The organism is Chryseobacterium sp. DZ-32, assembly GCF_059587025.1.
In genome coordinates this window covers 18725-35891 of record NZ_JCAIOM010000025.1, presented here as the reverse complement: position 1 = coordinate 35891, position 17167 = coordinate 18725, and the positions used below count along the sequence as shown (strand labels likewise).

At 36.5% G+C, this 17167-nt stretch carries 13 protein-coding genes; 11 read left to right on the top strand and 2 right to left on the bottom strand.

Annotated features, from left to right (window positions below):
• Positions 1–282 precede the first annotated feature (282 nt).
• The 3 genes from AC59HC_RS21110 to AC59HC_RS21100 all read left to right on the top strand — a co-directional run bounded on the left by AC59HC_RS21110 (position 283) and on the right by AC59HC_RS21100 (position 3532).
• Positions 283–882 carry a hypothetical protein gene (locus AC59HC_RS21110; protein WP_202841580.1) on the top strand — a complete coding sequence of 200 codons (600 nt, stop codon included), beginning with the start codon at positions 283–285 and terminating at the stop codon, positions 880–882.
• Between the two features lie 135 nt (positions 883–1017).
• Positions 1018–2526, top strand: coding sequence for a glutamate--tRNA ligase (gltX, locus tag AC59HC_RS21105; protein ID WP_496559309.1), 1509 nt, complete (start codon positions 1018–1020; stop codon positions 2524–2526).
• Positions 2527–2575: 49 nt separating this feature from the next.
• On the top strand, positions 2576–3532 hold the full coding sequence (locus AC59HC_RS21100; RefSeq protein WP_343643381.1) for an acetyl-CoA carboxylase carboxyltransferase subunit alpha: 957 nt from the start codon (positions 2576–2578) through the stop codon (positions 3530–3532).
• 58 nt (positions 3533–3590) lie between these two features.
• On the opposite strand, the gene AC59HC_RS21095 is transcribed toward AC59HC_RS21100, so the two are convergent.
• Positions 3591–4355, bottom strand: a complete 765-nt coding sequence (locus AC59HC_RS21095) for a DUF6759 domain-containing protein (RefSeq protein WP_202841581.1) — start codon at positions 4353–4355, stop codon at positions 3591–3593.
• Between the two features lie 143 nt (positions 4356–4498).
• Between AC59HC_RS21095 and tsf the strand changes: the two genes are divergently transcribed.
• From tsf to AC59HC_RS21055, 8 genes are all read left to right on the top strand, one after another.
• A complete protein-coding gene (gene tsf, locus AC59HC_RS21090; protein WP_110011476.1) occupies positions 4499–5323 on the top strand; it encodes a translation elongation factor Ts in 825 nt (274 codons plus the stop codon).
• A gap of 298 nt (positions 5324–5621) precedes the next feature.
• Positions 5622–8453: a T9SS type B sorting domain-containing protein gene (locus tag AC59HC_RS21085; protein WP_411413347.1), complete on the top strand. Its 2832-nt coding sequence runs from the start codon at positions 5622–5624 to the stop codon at positions 8451–8453.
• Between the two features lie 223 nt (positions 8454–8676).
• The gene (locus AC59HC_RS21080) at positions 8677–12075 is read left to right on the top strand and encodes an FIDD domain-containing protein (protein WP_496559301.1); all 3399 of its coding nucleotides are present in this window, start codon (positions 8677–8679) and stop codon (positions 12073–12075) included.
• A 203-nt stretch (positions 12076–12278) separates the two neighbouring features.
• Positions 12279–13073: a hypothetical protein gene (locus AC59HC_RS21075; protein WP_110011478.1), complete on the top strand. Its 795-nt coding sequence runs from the start codon at positions 12279–12281 to the stop codon at positions 13071–13073.
• A 289-nt stretch (positions 13074–13362) separates the two neighbouring features.
• Positions 13363–14127: a DUF6759 domain-containing protein gene (locus AC59HC_RS21070; protein ID WP_202841584.1), complete on the top strand. Its 765-nt coding sequence runs from the start codon at positions 13363–13365 to the stop codon at positions 14125–14127.
• 96 nt (positions 14128–14223) lie between these two features.
• Entirely contained in the window at positions 14224–14901 is a 678-nt protein-coding gene (gene trmB, locus AC59HC_RS21065) for a tRNA (guanosine(46)-N7)-methyltransferase TrmB (RefSeq protein WP_110011480.1), read from the top strand.
• Between the two features lie 15 nt (positions 14902–14916).
• A complete protein-coding gene (locus AC59HC_RS21060; RefSeq protein WP_496559300.1) occupies positions 14917–15609 on the top strand; it encodes a DUF6759 domain-containing protein in 693 nt (230 codons plus the stop codon).
• A gap of 6 nt (positions 15610–15615) precedes the next feature.
• On the top strand, positions 15616–16053 hold the full coding sequence (locus AC59HC_RS21055) for a DUF6759 domain-containing protein (protein WP_202841588.1): 438 nt from the start codon (positions 15616–15618) through the stop codon (positions 16051–16053).
• Between the two features lie 199 nt (positions 16054–16252).
• Here the strand turns inward: AC59HC_RS21055 and rpsB are convergent, their stop codons facing one another.
• Positions 16253–17014, bottom strand: coding sequence for a 30S ribosomal protein S2 (gene rpsB / locus AC59HC_RS21050; RefSeq protein ID WP_002976219.1), 762 nt, complete (start codon positions 17012–17014; stop codon positions 16253–16255).
• Positions 17015–17167 lie beyond the last annotated feature (153 nt).

The following is a 17167-nucleotide window of genomic DNA, read 5'->3' as shown; positions in this document are numbered from 1 at the left end:
ATTACCATTCTCAAAATAGGAAATTTTATTAAATAATTAATTGAGATATGCGGTATCTATACAAAATAAATAGTTTACATTAAAAACTAAACTTATGTGATATTATAATCATAGTGTAAATTTTTATTAAAATAATATTAACAACACAAATAATCACTATATTAAGAATTAAAAATACTCGAAAACCCCTTATATTTATAAGATATATCTAAAATACTAATGCTAAATTAATCACAATTAAAAGAAATAAATCTTATATTTGTTTCTATAAAAAATTAAAAAATGCAAAAATTTTTAAAAATTTCTACCTTAGCCTTCGCTACATTAGCTATTACCTCATGTTCACGAGAAAACGATTCATTGACAGAGCAACCACCTATACAAACTGTCGAAAAAATGAACGTTCAGGAGAGGATTTCATTGACGAAGACGGAGGTACTTGCTGAAAGCCAAAGAATGTCAGGCCTTAGTGCCGGGCAATCCTTAGTTTTAAAATATGGAAATGTAAACTTACATTTGGATATGCAATTTGATTCTAATTTAGTGCTCTATGCAAGTCCCATTAATTATTGGGGACCGGTACCTTATCCAGTAAAATGGGCTTCAAATACAGATTTTGGAACCGGATTATACCAACCTTATTTATCAGCTCAAAGCGATGGTAATTTGGTATTATACAAGGCGCAGCCCTATGTAGCAGGAAACGCTATCTGGGCAACAAATACAGATTCGGAATCAGTATCAAATCCAAGATTTAAACTTCAAATCATAAAAAAAACCAATGCAATAACCGGGACTAAATATTATGCAACTTTTATTCTTGAAGGAAACAATTATGAAAGGCACGAAATTGCCGTAGAAGAAATTACAGATATCTACTAAATAAAAACTTTCATCATATAAAAATACTATCTGTTTTTCAGATAGTATTTTTTATTATCACAATTCAAACTTTATCCTATGAAACAATTTATTTTTCAAGTTACTTTAAGTAAATTTGCAAAAATTAAAATTGAAATGGAGAAAGTAAGAGTACGTTTTGCTCCAAGTCCTACAGGACCATTACATTTGGGAGGCGTAAGAACCGCATTATATGATTATCTTTTTGCTAAAAATCATGGGGGAGAATTTGTATTGAGAATTGAAGATACAGACACGGCCAGATATGTAGAAGGAGCTGAAGAATATATTGAAGAAGCTTTAGAATGGTGCGGAATCATTCCTGATGAAAGTCCAAAGAAAGGAGGAAAATTTGCTCCTTACAGACAGTCTGAAAGAAGAGACATCTACGACAGATATACTGAGCAGATCCTGAAAACAGATTATGCTTACATTGCCTTTGATACGGCTGAAGAACTGGATGCAATGCGTGCAGAATATGAAGCGAAAGGTGATGTTTTCTCTTATGATAATAAAACAAGAAACCGTTTAAGAAACAGCCTTGCCCTTTCTGAAGAAGAGGTTCAAAGGTTATTAGACGAAAAGACGCCTTATGTAGTACGGTTTAAAATGCCTGTTGACAGAGTATTAAATCTTGAAGATATTATTCGTGGAAAATTTTCAGTCAATACCAATACTTTAGATGATAAAGTTCTGGTAAAGAATGACGGAATGCCAACGTATCATTTTGCCAATATTATTGATGACCATGAAATGGAAATCTCCCACGTGATCCGTGGAGAAGAATGGCTTCCATCTTTAGGACTTCACACTTTATTATACGAAGCAATGCAGTGGGAAGCACCACAGTTTGCCCACCTTTCTTTAATCTTAAAACCTGAAGGAAAAGGGAAGTTAAGCAAAAGAGACGGAGATAAATTCGGATTCCCGGTGTTCCCGCTTGATTTCAAAGATCCTGCTACCGGTGTGATTTCTAAGGGATACAGAGAAAACGGATATCTTCCTGATGCTTTCATTAATATGGTTGCATTATTAGGATGGTCTCCTGCAGATGATAAAGAAATACTTCCTCTGGATGAAATGATCAGGGAATTTGATCTTCATAAAGTACATAAAGCGGGCGCAAGATTCAGCAAAGAAAAATCTGAGTGGTTCAACCATCAGTATATTCAGATGAAGTCTGATGAAGAGCTTCTTCAAATCCTGAAAAACACAGATCTTGATCTTTCCGGTGTATCTGATGAAAAACTGTTGAAAGTAATTCATCTGATGAAAGAAAGAGCCACTTTCCCGAAAGATATCTATGAAAACGGCAAATTCTTCTTCGAAGCTCCTGCTTCGTATGATGAAAAAGCATCAAAAAAAGCATGGAATGAAGAAACATCGGCAATTTTAGGTGAATTGGCGACTGCTTTTGAAACGACAGACTTTGTGGCTGAGACATTAAAGCAGACCATGCATGATTTCGCGGAAAACAAAGGATTAGGAATGGGTAAAGTAATGATGCCGTTACGATTATCTTTAGTAGGAGAATTGAAAGGACCGGACGTTCCGGATATTCTGGAAATCCTTGGTAAAGAGGAAAGTATCTCCAGAATAAACAATGCTGTAAATAATTTTAAATAGAATAACCATAATTTTTCATACATTTGAAAGATTTAATTTACTTCAAGAAATGGAATATTTAAGTTTCGAACTTCCTATCAAAGAATTGATGGATCAATACCAGACGTGTTCTTTAGTAGGAGAAGAAAGTGGTGTTGATGTAAAATTAGCATGCAGCCAGATTGAGGATAAGATTTTAGAAAAGAAAAAAGAAATCTATGGAAATCTTACACCTTGGCAAAGAGTACAACTGTCCCGTCATCCGGATCGTCCTTATACATTGGATTATATTAACGGAATGGCAGACAAAGGCAGTTTCTTAGAACTTCATGGAGACAGAAATTTCGCTGATGATCCGGCAATGATTGGAGGATTGATTACCCTTGATGGTCATAAAGTAATGATCATAGGGACTCAAAAAGGAAGAACGACCAAAGAAAGACAGCACAGAAGATTTGGGATGCCAAATCCGGAAGGATACAGAAAAGCTTTAAGATTAATGAAGCTTGCTGAAAAGTTCAATATCCCTGTAGTAACTTTAGTAGATACACCGGGAGCTTATCCAGGGCTGGAAGCTGAAGAAAGAGGACAAGGTGAAGCTATTGCAAGAAATATTTTTGAAATGGTTCAGCTGAAAACTCCAATCTTCACGTACATCATCGGAGAAGGTGCCAGTGGTGGAGCATTAGGAATAGGTGTAGGAAATAAGGTATATATGTTGGAAAACACATGGTATACAGTAATTGCACCGGAAAGCTGCTCTTCTATCTTATGGAGAAACTGGGATCACAAAGAAGATGCAGCCAATGCATTAAATCTTACTCCGGCAGATGCCTTAAGAGAAAATTTCATTGATGGTATCATTGAGGAACCGCTTGGAGGTGCTCATTATGATCAGGAAACAACCTATCTGAACCTGAAAAATTCAATTTTACAAAATATCAAAGCTTTTTCCAAATTTACAGGACAGGAGCTTGAAACCCAGAGACAGGACAAATTCATTGCAATGGGCCAGTTCAAAGGATAAAAAATAAAAAAGGTTAAGAATTTTTTCTTAACCTTTTTTATTTAGTTTTCTTCTGTTTCTATTCTGCAACATTCAGTGCAATTTCAATATCCTGGGTGATTTTCTTCAAAGAAGAATATTTGGCATCACAAACCATTGTTGTCAGCACGTATTCCCCTTTATCTACCAGAATAAAATTTTCTCCTTTGGCAGGTACACTGAGATTATAATATTTTTTACCACTTATCTTTACAATAAGATTGCAGGTGGATCTGTTTTTAATATTGATATATGCTTCGTTTTTATTAATATCATTATTAAAAAGGTGGGTAAGCATTGCTGCTGTTCTTTTATTTTCTTCACTGGGTCCTGCTTTAGAATTACCGGCATTTTTTGCAGAATTCACTGATGCAAAGGTAGTTGTTCTTCTTTCTTCTTTTAAAGCTTCTATAGCAGCTGCTGTATTATTAGAGACAGGTTTTCCATTAGCTGTATATGTTTTTTTTGCGGCCATCGTCTTTCCGCTGTTCAATTCATTATTTTTAACGATATTTTCAATTTTTTCTTTGCTGATTGGTTTTATGGTAGGTTTTGCTTCCGGAGAATTCCCTGCCATGATAATATCAATCAGTTTTCTTTTAAAATAGTCTGTTTTAGCATGTCCGGGATTCTGCTTCAAAAAGCCGGCAATTACCCTTGCCTCTTTTGAGATCTCGGCTTCCTGTTCGGTATAGATGATTACAGTTTCTTTTTCAACAACTGCTTTAGATTTTGTTTTTTTCTTTTTTTGAGAAAAACCTAGTGCAAAAATGCATATAAATAGAAGGAAGAAGATTTTTTTCATTAATCAAACCTTTAAAATAGTATTAAATATATTAATAACGTGAAAAGTCATTTTTTAGTTTATCATTAAAATCATTATCTTTGCACTGCTCTAAAATTAAGCTAAAAATTAATACTAATCTTAAATAAAAAATAATAGATATTATGTCTTATACACCAGTTGCTGCAGATGTAGCTAAATTAAGAAACCAAACAGGTGCAGGTATGATGGACTGCAAGAAAGCTCTAGTTGAAGCTGAAGGAGACTTCGAAAAAGCGGTAGATATCCTTAGAAAAAAAGGACAAAAAGTTGCTGCTAACAGAGCAGACAGAGAGTCTACTGAAGGGGCAGTAATCGCAAGAGTAAACGAAGACAACACTTTAGGTGCTGTAATTTCTTTAAATTGTGAGACTGACTTCGTTGCTAAAAACGAAGCATTCGTTGAGCTAGCTTACGAATTGGCTGAAATGGCAATCTTCGCTGCTACTAAAGAAGAGCTTTTAGCTACAGATTTCCACGGAATCACTGTTGCTGAGAAATTAGTTGAGCAAACAGGAGTTATCGGTGAGAAAATTGAGATCGGATCTTTCGAAAGAATCCAGGGAGCTTTCTTAGGAGCTTACATCCACGCTGGAAACAAAATTGCTGCAATCACTTCTCTATCTGCAAAAGTAGACGGAGCTGAAGAAGCTGCTAAAGCTGTTTCTATGCAGGTTGCTGCAATGAACCCAATCGCTCTTGACGAAACTGCGGTTTCTCAGGAAACTATCGACAGAGAGTTGGAAATCGAAAGACACAAACTTACTGAAGAAGGTAAGCCTGCTAACATTATCGACAACATTCTGAAAGGTAAAATGCAGAGATTCTACAAAGACAACACTTTGGTACACCAGGATTTCATTAAAGACGGAAGTATCTCAGTTGCTGATTATGTAAAATCTGTAAACGCAGACTTAAAAGTAACAGGATTTGTAAGAGTAAGCTTATAAGCTGACTTTTTCAAAAAATATAGAATCCCGGTGAAAATTTCACCGGGATTTTTTGTTAACATTATTTATACCCATCTGTACAATAAACATTTAAAAAAATTAACAAATATAAATAATTCACCTACTAAAGAACTAAATAACGATAATCAGAAACATTAAGCCCAACAGCTATTACCAGTTTCATACCCAAGGAGGCTTTTAATTAAAAATAGAAGACTTTTATTTAACATTTATTTAAATTTTATTAAAAGTATTTCATTTTTTATTTTATTTTTGTAGAAATCCTAATTCCATACTCATGAAAAGATTTCTACTCAGTTTGGTATTAATTTTTTTGACAATTAATACACTCTTTGCACAAAGGGATACCGAGCACTGGATAGCTCCCTATTACGACAGTGTTGGCGGCAACAGCTATGTCAACATGCTCTATCTTTCCACAGACTCTCCAACTCCCGTTGATGTAACCATTTACAATAACAATGCTCCAGTAACCACCGTTACCATCAGTAAAGGTAGTCCGCAGACTTATAAAGTTACCAACAGCCTTATTTCTGCTACCACTACTACTGACGCATTTGTTGTGGGTAATAAGGGATTGTACTTAAAAGCAGCCAAGCCTTTTTACTGCAGCTTAAGACTGGCTCAGAGTGTTCACGGGGAAGTAATAACCAGTAAAGGAAAAGCCGGAATTGGAAAAACATTTTTCGTTGCTGCCGCTCCCAACACCAATACCAGCAGTATTCAAAATTTTACAGCAGGTGTCCTTGCTACCGAAGACAATACCAATGTAACCGTATCATGGAATCCAACTGCCGGAGTTGTTTTTATTAATGGAAATCCAACTGGAAATACTCAGACTTTCACTTTACAAAAAGGACAATCTTTCATTCTTGCAGGATCCGGTTCTCAGTCCGGAAATAAAACAGGCTTTATCGGGGCTAAAATTGTTTCTGACAAGCCTGTAACGTTGACTAATGGAAGCTGTAATGCCAACTTCTCTGCTTCAACAACAGGAAGTGATCCGGTTCTCGATCAATCTGTTCCGGTTGACAGACTTGGGAATACTTTTGCCATGGTAAAAACAAGATCTACTCAACCTTCATTAAATATGGAGGGAGGTCTTATTGTTGCTACCGAAGATAATACTGAAGTATATCTAAACGGCGGAGGTACTGCTGTTGCAACACTTGCTGCCGGAGAATGGTACAGAATTAACGAAACCAGCTACGTTGCTCAGGGAACATCAGGACATTCAAATATGTTCATTTCCACCACCAAAAATGTATATTTATACCAGTTTATCGGAGTTTTGCAAAGTGATGCTACCAATGGATTCAACTATATCCCGCCATTAAACTGTTTCCTTCCAAGAAAAATTGATGAAATCGGGAAGATTAATGAAATGCCTCTTGGCGTGGGAGGAGCCAGCTCTACTCCCAGTGATCTGGTAGTAAAATTAAACATTCTGACAGAGGCTGGTGCTACTGTAATGTTGAATGACGCGCCTCTTCTCCCTGAAGCGGGTCCTTATCCCCTTGCAGGAAATGCCAACTGGGTAACGTATGCCATCAACAGTGTAACCGGAAATATTAAGATTACGTCTACAAAAGCTGTAACAGCAGGTATCAACGGAGGATATAGCTCTGCAGGATACGGAGGTTACTTTGCAGGATTCTCTTCAATCCCTGTTATTGCAAAAAAAACAGGTGAATGTGTTCCGGGAATCGTTCTTGAAGTAGATGATGGATATGAAACCTACCAGTGGTTCCGTGACGGAGTGGCTATCCCGGGTGCTACCAGTTATACGTATACTCCTACACAATCTGGAAATTATACCGTAAAAGTAACCATGGGAACATGTCCTCCTGTGACGACTCCTATTTATAAAGTACAAAACTGTTTAAAAGAAACCACACAGGCTCTTAATGCTTGTTCTACTAAAATTATTACTCCGACGTTTACTTCTTCCACTCAGACTGTGGTTCCAAGTACAGTAGTAATTTTGACTCCTCCTACCAAAGGAACAGCAGTGGTTAATCCAAACGGAACGATCACTTATACCCCTAATCCGGGATATCTGGGACCAGACAAAATCGTTTATAAATTCTGCGGAAACTCAGTTGAGTTTACAGATTGCGAACAGGTAACCTTAAACCTTACTGTAGTACCATTCATTGTAACGGATACTTCTATTAAGGCTTGCTGGTATGATGTAGATCCTTATGCTTATTTTGACCTTACCAAAGCAAAGGTAACAGATTATAATGCTGTTACAAAAAAATATTATCGTACTCTGAATGACCTTACTGCAGGTATCAATGCAATCACAACACCAGAAAATTTCCCTTCAACAGGAGGATTTGTATATGTGAAAGTAACTACTGCTGAAGGATGTACGGCAAATGCCAAAATTGAATTAATTGTACTTCCAATTAAAAAGTCTCCGGTCCTTGTAGATCAGTACATCTGTATGGATGCTAAAACTAACCTGGATGCTGGTCCTGGATATGATTCATATCTATGGAGCACAGGAGCTACCACATCAGGTATCAGAGATATAGGTGTTGGGGAATACACCGTAATCCTTGGTAAGAACGGATGCTTCCTTACCCAGACTGTAAAAGTTAAAAAAGTGGAAGATCCGGTAATCCAAACTATTGAAATCAACAACAATACAGCTACTGTCATTGTAAGCGGTGGTAAAGCACCTTTCAAATATGCGGTTGATGGAACTGCTAACTGGCAGGATTCAAATACCTTCACAGGTTTAACAAGAGGTCAGCACACATTCTATGTAAAAGATTTTTATGACTGTACGCCTATTGCTGTAGAAGTCACAATTCCTAATCTGCTCAATGCAATTACCCCTAACGGAGATAATGTAAATGATTATATAGATTACAGCGAACTGGCTTATAAGGAAAATCTGAGCTTTGTAGTGTATGACAGATACGGAAACATGGTGTTTACCGGAAACCGATTCAACAACTACAGATGGGATGGAAAACATTTTGATAAAAAGCTGGGAACAGGAACATACTGGTACCATATCAGCTGGAATGAATCCAACAAAGAAAAGACTCCAATAAAATATACAGGTTGGATTCTGGTTAAAAACAGAGAGTAATAATTAGTTTAAAACTATATTGAATAAGCCGCGATCGTCTGATCACGGCTTATTTTTATTAATCTTTCCCAGTAAATTTATCTGATAATTATGTTAAAAACAGAAAAAAAATAATACAAACTTAAACTCTTCTTAATCACTATTTCAAAATCATATTTTTTTGTTCTATTTTCAATAATTTAATACTTTTTATCACTAAATTTGCTACAAAGACCACCGCTGAATGAAAAAAATTTTATCTTTTTTGTTTATGCTTTGCATATTCACCTCTGCTTTTGCCCAATTGGACCGGGAGCATTGGTTTGCTCCAATGATAGATAGAACGGGCGCTCCCAATCCTTATCAAAAACTGTATTTATCTACCAACAGAACAACTCCTTTTCCTGTAAATATTTATAACAATAATATTTTAATCGGGACAGTAAATATCAGTAAAAATAATCCCCAGAAGTTTGATGTATTAAGGGATTATATTATTACCAAGCTGCAGGGAGATTTATTTACCCCAACAACTAAGGGATTATATCTTAAGGCTGAATTTCCTTTTTATGCCAATTTAAGGTTTTCAGTATTTAATCATGCAGAAATCATTACTTCCAAAGGAATTTCTTCCACAGGACTAAAGTTTTACGCTGCTGCTGCTCCTATTACTGTGAGCAACTCCATTCTGAATTTCATGACCAGCATACTGGCAACTGAAGACAACACCATTGTTACTGTTTCCGGCTACAGTCCTACTGTACAATTTTCAAATGGAATGACAGGAGCCGCCAACCCGACGATGACATTTACCTTAAATAAAGGGCAGTCTTATATTATTGACGGAATCGGCAACATAGCAGGCAACTTTAATGGCTTCATTGGCGCAAAGATTACTTCGAATAGACCTGTGAACGTAACCAATGGAAACTTTAACGGTCAATATGCAGGAAATTATCCAGTTAGTTCAGATATTTTAATGGATCAGGCAGTACCTGTCAACAGACTTGGAAATGAATTTGCCATTGTAAAAGGAAGCGGACCGATTGGTACCCGTACAGAAGGGGTCATTGTAATTGCTACTGAAGACAATACTCAGATCTTTGTCAATAATGAAATCCTTCCTGTAGCAAACATCAATGCAGGAAAATATTTCATTATTCCCGACTCCAAATACATCCTTCAGGGAAATGGTCATTATAATTTATATCTCAAAACATCTAAAAATGCTTACGTCTATCAGATTTTAGCTGGAGATTCAAATGCAGGAAGTGAAGTATTTACCGGGGGATTCAATTTTATTCCCGCGTTAAACTGCTATCTTCCCAAGCAGATTAATGAACTAGGGCTTATTAATGAAAATTTTGTCCATTCCAACGGCCACCCCGGAGGTATTCTGAATATCACCACAAAGTTGAATATTATTACAGAAAGAGGAGCTAACGTTACAGTTAACGGTACAAATCCTCCTGCAATAACAGGTCCTTACAATATGACAGGCACAACGAATTGGGTTACCTATGGTATTCCCAATGTGACAGGTACTATTACCGTAGTATCAGACAAGGCAATAATGGCTGGAATTACTGCCGGAAGTGATGCCGTAGGATACGGAGGTTTTTTTGCAGGCTTTCCTACGCAGCCAGTTATTTTACAATCTGGAGGCGGCTGTATTCCAGGAATGGTTCTTACCGTAGATCCTTTAATTTATGATACCTACCAATGGTACAGAAACGGGGTTATTGTTCCGGGAGCTACCACTTCGTCCATCACCCCTACTTTACCGGGATATTACACATGCTCTGTAACTATGGGAAGTTGCGCGCCCTTGGTTACTGAACAATTTAAAGTTCTGAACTGTACAAAACTTACCAATACATCCTATAATGTATGTAATGCTAAAACCATAGCTCCTGGATTCAGTAGTTCATCACAGACTCCTAACCCAAGCACTGTAGCTGTTACGACAGCACCTTCATTAGGCACAGCTGTTGTAAACCCATCTACCGGTAGCATTACTTATACGGTAAATACTTTGGGTACATCAGGGACAGATACATTCACTTATACATTCTGCGGAGATGATCCTGACTTCCCGGATTGCGAAACAGTCACTGTTACCCTGAATATTCAGGCTCTAACAGTAATGAATGCAACATTATTTGCCTGTGATATCAATGGACAGGGAACCTTCAATCTGACTACAGCAAATGTGACCAGCAATTCACCTGTTACCATTACTTATTACCCTACCCTTCTGGATGCTCAGAATGAAAATGCAGCGGCATTGATCACTAATACAACCGCCTATACCGCAACTAACGGAACAATCGTATACGCAGTTGTTAATGACCATATTGGCTGTAAAAATATTGCACAGATAACACTATCCCTTTTTAATAAAGCTATTGTACCGGATAACTACAATGGTGTTTTCTGTGATGATAATCTCGATGGAACAGTTACAGTCGCACTTTCCAATATAACCCCAATTGTACTTAACAATCCGAATTACTTTACTAATGTAAGATACTATGCCAGTCTTGCAGATGCCAATGCAGGAAACAACAATACCCTTCCAAACAGCTGGAGCTATACAGCCACCACTACCATTTACATCAGAGTAGATTCTCCTGACGGGTGCGCTTCTGTGATCAAACCTTTGCAATTCAGTATCGGAGCTAAAATACCATTAATTACAAAAACCGTTACAGAAAGTACCTGCGATGATGATCTGGACGGAATTAAAAGTGTCAATTTAACACAGTTTATTCCTCAGTTTACCCTGGATCCCAATGTAACTTACACTTTTCATGCAACTTTAGCAGATGCTCAGAATAATGTAAATGCGGTTTTATCCCCAGTGAATATTACTACTTCACAGACTTATTATATCCGTTTTGAAAAAAATGGAGTTTGTCCTGAAATAGGAACTCTGAAAATCAACATTAAAGTTCCTAAAAAATCAGATATTTTAACAGATAAAGCAATTTGCCCGAAAACCACTACCACACTTAATGCAGGACCAGGATTTGAAAAATACCTCTGGAGTACAGGAGCTACCACTTCCTCCATTACGAATGTTGCCCCTGGAAATTATTGGGTAGAGCTTACCTTTAATGGCTGTGTATACAAGCAATATGTAAATGTTACGGAACTGCCACTGCCTATAATAACCACTATTGAAATTGATGGAACAACTGTAAAAGTTGGGGCAAGCGGCGGTACACCTCCTTATGAATATTCTTTAGATGGAGTGGTATGGCAGAGTTCTAATGTTTTTTACAATGTACCAAGAGGAGCACACAATGTATTTGTAAGAGACTCTAAAATGTGTGAAGATGTTAAAAAGCCATTTGCCATTATTAATCTGATCAATACCATTACTCCGAATGGAGATGGTTTTAATGAAGTAATAGACTATTCTGCTTTAATGAAGAATGATAATCTCGTATTCCGGATCTTTGACCGATATGGTGCAGAAGTTTTCAGAGGAACCCCTGAAAACAGATACACCTGGGACGGAAGAGTGGGCGGCAGATATGTTCCTACAGCAAATTACTGGTACTTTATCACCTGGACGGAATACGGCTCCAACCTTATGATAAAATATACAAGCTGGCTGCTGGTAAAACACAGATAATACGCAAAGCCGGAAGAAAGGACACCAGAAATTTAATTAATTCTTTCTTCCGGTTTTTTTTATTGAAATCTCCCATTTTTGAATATATGGCAAGTTTCTAACACTCCTTAACAATTAAATCCCAAAGTTTAATATAACTTTAACCACTATTCTTTATCTAATTACACAAAATTGCTTTATTTCTATGTAATTTTGTGCATTATATGAAGAAACTGTTTACTCTACTGCTATTGGTTTTTCTGGCAAAAATTAATGCACAAATATATTCCGGGGAGGTATTTCTGAGAGACAACTCTATTTTATATCTCAATCAGGTGTATGTCACCAACCTGAATACACAAAAAACCGTTCTCACGGACTACAATGGTAATTTTAATATTCCTGCCAATATCGGGGACGTGATCCGGTTTACCTCTATTGTGACCGAAAGAAAAGACATCAAACTGACTCCTCAATCTATGGAGCAGAAAAATCTGGTTGAGCTCAAAATTGCGTATTACGAAATTCAGGAAATCGTTCTCAGCAGGTTTAAACCTACCGGAAATCTTCGGTATGATGTAAACTCCTTAAGAAAAGAAGACAAAGCATACGCTCTAAAAAAAGTAATTGGTCTTCCTGAACCAAAAGGTGACGGAACACCTCCGGAACTTCCTGTTGCCGGACTCCGTGATGGTGGGCTTACCTTCAGTCTGGAAAGCATCTATGATATTCTTTCCGGAGAAAGAAAGAAAAAACAGCGTTACCAGGCTTATGAAAGAATGAACAGTTCTATAGCACAGATTAAAAATTATCTGGGTAAAGATTATTTCACAAAATTTAAAATACCGGAAAACTTAATTGATAACTTTCTTCAGTTTGTGTATTCCTCAGAAAATATCCAGGCTTATGTTTTGGCGGGTAACTTTGAAGCAATAAAAGTCCCTATTGAAAAATATCTTCCTATTTATCAGAAAAGGTTAAGAAGCTCACATCTTCAGGAAGTTGTAGGCAGCAATTAATATTCAAAAGAATCATTTGAAATATTTTATACCTCATGTACGTTAACATGGGGTATTTTTTATTGAATGGCTGAAAAACAGCAATGATACTTCATTAGAGCAGCTACGCTATGGATTATTCAACTTTTAGAACATATTATTCTTTAATATTCAAAAATATGTTTAAATTTATCTCACAAACAAGTGTTTAAAATAAAAACACTGGTATTTCGTTATCAAAATAAAAACTAACCGATCCGTGAAAGCAAATTAAAAGAGAAACACCAAATTTCTAACTTAATATGATTTAATGAAAAAAGTACTTTTACTTCTTTGTTGTATGTTTTTCGTTACTATGTCTTCTCAAAAAAAAGGGAAAGACTACAGTGATATTTTGAAAAGTAAGAATATTTACGAGATCAATGCTTTTTTACGGGATGCCCATCCTGATGATCCCCGAAGGTCAGTTCTTAAACCAAGGGTCATGGAAATGATGAAAGAGTATATCAAAAATGCACATCCTGCTGATCAAAAAGTAAAAGATATGCAGGAAATGCTTGCTATGCTACGGAGAAGACCTTCTACCAAAATTACTTTTGATGAAATGAATGCCATCATCAAACAAAAGCAGATTGCAAAATATAAAGCTGAGCTTGCGGCAAAACAATCTACTACAGTGTATACACCCAGCACTGCTCAAAATACATATGTTGTAAATACTGCTGCCAATACTGCCGTTCCTAATACTGAAGCAGAAGAATTCAACATGCTGATGGCAGTGTCTCCTGTAGAACATAAAAACAGAACTGTAAAGATCCTGAATTCCTTATTTGATAATGATCCCAATACTAAAGAATGCATCGTTTTGATTCAAAATAAATCAGACTGTAATATCATTGTAAGAATGGAAGGTGTAGGAACTACCAAATACAGGCTGGCAGTTCCTGCTCAGGGTGAAGGTTCCATTGTGATAGATAAAGGGCAATATCTTTTCACCAGCCTTGTCTGCGGGGCTCAATATGCGTCACAAAAAACAATTGAAAGGCCAATTATGGTCGCTTTAGGAGGCCATTAACACAAACCAGGAACGAATGATCTCTGTGTCTTTTACGACCAAAAGACATACAGACTCCATAAATTTTCACTATTTTTGCACTCATTTTATAACTCAATGGGCAAGAATAAATTAGCAAGATTTGCAGAAAACAAAATATTACCGAATGTCATTCAACCAACAAGAGAAGATGCTTTGAATGGTTTCGAACTTAAAGGAAAATGGAGAGAAAATTTCTTTAAAAATGACAATCCTATTGTACTGGAGCTGGGTTGCGGAAAAGGAGAATATTCTGTAGGACTCGCAAAAACATTTCCTGAAAAAAACTTTATCGGGGTTGATATTAAAGGTGCAAGATTTTGGTTTGGCGCTAAAGAAGCTGTAGAAAACAACATGACTAATGTAGCTTTTCTGAGAACTCAGATCGAACTTGTAGATTATTTCTTTGCAGAAAATGAAGTAGATGAAATCTGGATTACATTCCCTGATCCGCAGATTAAATACAAAAGAACAAAACACAGATTAACACATCCGGATTTTTTAAACCGATATAAAAAGTTCCTGAAGCCAGGAGGTATTATCCACCTGAAAACCGATTCAGAATTCCTGCATGGGTATACGCTAGGATATTTACAGGGAGCAGGTTATGAGATCATTTCTGCTCATCATGATATCTATGGCGCCCCGGAATACGACCCAAATACGGAGCATTTGAGAGATATCAAAACGTATTATGAAGAGTTATTCTCAGCGAAAGGGAAAACTATAACTTACATCAAATTCCGGATAAGCTGATGAAATAAAAACCTGATGAAAAAAAATTTTTTAACGATTTTATTCTTCACTTTTCTTATTCCCGGCTTTACACAGGCTCAGAAAAGCAGTAAAGATATTCTAAAAAGCACGAATATTAAAGAAATTGAAGAATACCTAAAGAATGCACACCCTGATGATCCTAAAAGAACTGTGCTGAAGCCTAAGCTTATTGCTTTAAAAAACTCTGAATGGACAAAGGGAGCCCGTACTGCCAAACCTATGGAAGCAAGGCCTGTTATCTCCGATATCCCTAAAAGCATTATGAGAAACCCTAATTCAGATGATGCTGAAGAGTTTAAAAAACTTATCGCAGAGACTTCTGCTGAACATAAAGAGAAAACAGTGAAGCTTCTGAATGCAATGTTCAATGAAGATATTACACGCAAGGAGGCTATACTCTTATTTAAAAATAATTCTGATTGTAATATTGTATTGAGAGTTGAGGGAAAAGACTTCTATAACCTCGCTGTTCCGGCCCACGGAGAAAATTTTATTGTGATCAATAAAGGTTCATACACGCTTAGTAGTAACATCTGTGATATAAAATATTTCTCCCAGAAAGATATTAAAAAAAGTATATTTGTAACGGTGGGCAGCCCAAAAATGTCCGAAACGCAAGCCAGTGCAGTCAAAAAGGATGAGGTTCAGAAAAACAAGCCATCAAACAAAAGAAAAATCAAAAAATAAAATAGTATGAAAAAACTATTAGTTTTTGCCGGAGTTTCAATAATCTTTGCCGGTTGTAATGTAAATTACGGTGGTTATCCGGGAAGAACCTCCTATCCTGCCGGTAATTCAACAGGCAACAGAGCCAATACAGAAAGAGAATATAATGAACTTATAAAGACCTACAAGCCGGAAACAGCTGAAGTTCTGAACGACCTTCTGAATAATGATGATCCGAAGAATCCCAGGACTTCTATTTCTGTAGAAAACAAATCTCCATGCAATATGGTGCTTACGGTAAGCGGGGGTAATTTCTTCAAGAAAATCCCCATTGGGGCAGGGAAAATTGGATATACCATGGTTCCGAAAAATCAAAATTACAGATTATCGGGTATTCTTTGCAACTCGGTATACCAGTCTACAAAGTTTATCACAACTTCTTATTCTATAAAACTTTCAAATTAAGATATAACCTGCAGAATTCTGCAGGTTTTTATTTTTAATGAATATTCTGACCCTTTATTAAGGCCTGCAGAGACCAATAGACTTAAGCATAGAAAAACATAAAATCAAAAATAAAAATCCAAAGAAATGATTTCTGATATAAATAAAAAAACGCTGGATTGAAATCCAGCGTTTTTCCTATATTAAAGAAAATCTTCAATTATTCTGCATCGAAATCAGCATCTGTATCAGCAGACACTTTTTCTCCTTCTTCTTTAGATTTTTCTTTATCAGCTTTTCTTTGAGACTGACCTTCTTTGATAGATTCAGAAACTACGCTAAGGATCATATCAATAGACTTAGAAGCATCATCGTTTCCTGGGATAACGAAGTCAACTTTTCTAGGGTCAGAGTTTGTATCAACGATACCGAAAACTGGAATACCTAGTTTCTTAGCTTCAGTTACCGCGATGTGTTCTCTCAAGATATCAACTACAAATACAGCAGATGGAAGTCTCACCATGTCAGCGATAGAACCTAAGTTCTTCTCAAGGTTAGCTCTTTGTCTGTCAACTTGTAATCTTTCTTTTTTAGATAAAGTTTCGAATGTACCGTCTTTTTTCATTTTGTCGATAGCATTCATCTTCTTTACAGCCTTTCTGATAGTAACGAAGTTCGTTAACATACCACCTGGCCATCTTTCTGTAATATAAGGCATATTAAGTTCAGAAGCGTGTTTTGCAACTACTTCTTTCGCTTGCTTCTTAGTAGCTACGAAAAGAACTTTTTTACCTGCAGAAGTTAATTTTTCTAAAGCGTTGCAAGCTTCATCCAATTTAACTGCTGTTTTATGTAAGTCTACAATGTGAATACCGTTTTTCTCCATAAAAATGTATGGAGCCATATTTGGATTCCACTTTCTGGTCATGTGACCGAAGTGTACGCCAGCCTCTAAAAGGTCTTTTACATTTGCTTTTGCCATGTTTTCTGTTTTTGTTAGTTTACTTTCCGTCTTTTAAACAATCAACAACTTCTTTAGATGGGAGAAGCGTTTGGATGCTAAACGTAACGGGCAATTGGCGGTCTGCTTTTTGCTTTTGGCAATGGGCTTTTCGCCGAGATTAAGTTTAAAAAA

What these genes read in the sequence shown, in the direction of transcription:
- AC59HC_RS21100 (WP_343643381.1), top strand. Translation starts at nt 2,576, where the DNA reads ATGGAATATTTAAGTTTCGAACTTCCTATCAAAGAATTGATGGATCAA.
- rpsB (WP_002976219.1), bottom strand. Translation starts at nt 17,014, where the DNA reads ATGGCAAAAGCAAATGTAAAAGACCTTTTAGAGGCTGGCGTACACTTC.
- tsf (WP_110011476.1), top strand. Translation starts at nt 4,499, where the DNA reads ATGTCTTATACACCAGTTGCTGCAGATGTAGCTAAATTAAGAAACCAA.
- AC59HC_RS21080 (WP_496559301.1), top strand. Translation starts at nt 8,677, where the DNA reads ATGAAAAAAATTTTATCTTTTTTGTTTATGCTTTGCATATTCACCTCT.
- AC59HC_RS21060 (WP_496559300.1), top strand. Translation starts at nt 14,917, where the DNA reads ATGAAAAAAAATTTTTTAACGATTTTATTCTTCACTTTTCTTATTCCC.
- AC59HC_RS21095 (WP_202841581.1), bottom strand. Translation starts at nt 4,355, where the DNA reads ATGAAAAAAATCTTCTTCCTTCTATTTATATGCATTTTTGCACTAGGT.
- gltX (WP_496559309.1), top strand. Translation starts at nt 1,018, where the DNA reads ATGGAGAAAGTAAGAGTACGTTTTGCTCCAAGTCCTACAGGACCATTA.
- trmB (WP_110011480.1), top strand. Translation starts at nt 14,224, where the DNA reads ATGGGCAAGAATAAATTAGCAAGATTTGCAGAAAACAAAATATTACCG.
- AC59HC_RS21110 (WP_202841580.1), top strand. Translation starts at nt 283, where the DNA reads ATGCAAAAATTTTTAAAAATTTCTACCTTAGCCTTCGCTACATTAGCT.
- AC59HC_RS21075 (WP_110011478.1), top strand. Translation starts at nt 12,279, where the DNA reads ATGAAGAAACTGTTTACTCTACTGCTATTGGTTTTTCTGGCAAAAATT.
- AC59HC_RS21070 (WP_202841584.1), top strand. Translation starts at nt 13,363, where the DNA reads ATGAAAAAAGTACTTTTACTTCTTTGTTGTATGTTTTTCGTTACTATG.
- AC59HC_RS21055 (WP_202841588.1), top strand. Translation starts at nt 15,616, where the DNA reads ATGAAAAAACTATTAGTTTTTGCCGGAGTTTCAATAATCTTTGCCGGT.
- AC59HC_RS21085 (WP_411413347.1), top strand. Translation starts at nt 5,622, where the DNA reads ATGAAAAGATTTCTACTCAGTTTGGTATTAATTTTTTTGACAATTAAT.